This is a genomic window from Pseudomonas mandelii (assembly GCF_024138395.1).
GTDB lineage: Bacteria > Pseudomonadota > Gammaproteobacteria > Pseudomonadales > Pseudomonadaceae > Aquipseudomonas > Aquipseudomonas mandelii_E.
Genome location: NZ_JAMYDU010000054.1, coordinates 1 through 2,036, shown reverse-complemented (window position 1 = coordinate 2,036; position 2,036 = coordinate 1). Strand labels below are relative to the sequence as shown.

General features: G+C 63.1%; 1 protein-coding gene. It reads left to right on the top strand.

What is annotated here, in order from left to right:
• On the top strand, positions 1 to 2,036 hold a 2,036-nt coding region (locus NHU87_RS28270), incomplete at both ends, for a condensation domain-containing protein (protein WP_253555145.1).

Below are 2,036 nucleotides of genomic sequence, written 5' to 3'. Positions count from 1 at the left end.
AACATCGAATACCTCGGCCGTCTCGACCATCAGGTGAAACTGCGTGGCCAACGGATCGAACTGGGGGAAATCGACGCTGAATTGCTGGCGCAGGCCGGCGTTCGCGATGCTGCTACGTTACTGCTTGATCAGCGTTTGGTGAGTTTCTGGTGCGGTGACGCCGAAGAAGCCTCGCTGCATGCGGCATTGAGCGACAACTTGCCGTCGCACATGCTGCCAAGCCTGTGGGTGCAACTCGACTGCTTGCCGCTCAACAGCAACGGCAAACTCGATCGCAAGGCGCTGGCCGCCCTGCCATTGCCGGAAACCAAAAGCGACCAGCCACGCAGAGCGCCGCGCAACGCCACTGAAACCGTGCTGTGCGAGTTATTCAGCGAAGTGCTGGAATGCCCGTTGGTGGGGATCGACGATCATTTCTTCCACCTCGGCGGCCATTCCTTGCTGGCCACCCGACTGGTCGCCCGGGTTCGTGAACGCCTCGGTGCCAGCCTGCCGCTGGCGCTGGTATTCGCCCAGCCGACGGTGGCGGCGCTGGCCGGTCATCTGCGCGCGGCGATGTCGGGCGAACTGATCACCACACAACCGCGTCCGCCACAGTTGCCGCTGGGCCTGGCGCAGCAGCGGTTCTGGATGCTCAGCCGTCTGGTGCCGGATTCGCGCGAATATCACATGCCGTTCGCCCTGAACTTGCATGGCGAGCTTCAGGTTCAGGCCATGCGCGAGGCATTCGAGCAAGTCAGCGAGCGTCATCTGGTACTGCGCAGCCGCATCGTCGAAGTTGAAGGCGAGCCGCAGTTACTGATCGACAATCAGGGCCCGGCGCTCGCGGTCACTTCGGTCACCACACAAGACTGGGCGGTGGCGTGCGCCAATGCTCAGAACGAGCTGATGGCACCGTTCAATCTGGCCGCCGCCGCACCTTGGCGTGCACACCTATTGCAACGTCAAGGCAGCGACGAAAGCCTGTTGCTGGTGTGTCTGCATCACAGCGCCACCGATGGTTGGGCGATGCAGTTGCTGATCGACGAACTGGCCCAGGCCTACAGCGCCGGCCTGAAGGGGCAGTCACCCGCCTGGACCGCGCTGGACATCGACTATGTTGATTTCGTTCTTTGGCAGCAACATCCGGACACCCAGGCTCGGCGCAATGACAGCCTGGATTACTGGAAAAACCATCTCGGCCAGGACGACTACCAACTCGATCTGCCACTGGACCGTCCTCGCGCGGCCGAAGCGGATCGTCGTGCCCAACAACTGACAGTCAGCCTCGGCGCCCAGCGGGCCGACGCGATCCGTCAGTTCGCCCGTCAACGCGGCACCACCACCTATGTCGTGCTGGCCACAGCGCTGAGCGCCTTGCTGGCGCGCTATAGCAATCAGCGTGATATTCGTCTTGGCACCCCGGCCGATCAGCGCGATCAGCCGCAAACCCAGGCACTGCTGGCGTGTCTGGTGAATACGTTGGTGATTCGCAGTGAAGTCGATCAACAGGCCCCGGCCGAGCAGTTGCTGGCCAACCTTGAAGCCGATTTGCGCGCAGCCCAGGCCCATGCTGACCTGCCGTTCGCCACATTGGTCGGCGCTGTGGCCCAGCGTCGCGACCTCAACCGCACACCGCTGTTCCAGGTGATGTTCTCCCTCAACCACGGCCGCATGGACAGCAGCCAATGGCCGGGCCTGAACATCGAAGAGCAGACGCTGCCGGTGATCGACGCCAAGTTCGAACAGAGCTGGGAAGTCCAGGACGATGGCAGCGACATGATCCTCGCGCTGGAATACCAGGCGGCGCTGTTTGACGAGTTGACGATGCAGCGCTGGAGCGCGCAATGGTGTGCGCTGCTGGACGCGCTGGTGGCGACGCCAGCCCGGACGCTGGTCGAGTTGTTCCCGCAACAACAGGATCAGCAGCAACTGGATCGCTGGAACGCGACCGAACGTCATTACAGCGGCCCGACCAACCTGCACACGGCCCTGACCCAGCAAGCGGCGCTGAGCCCCAACGCCCCGGCGCTGGTGTTCGAAGGCCAACGCCTGAG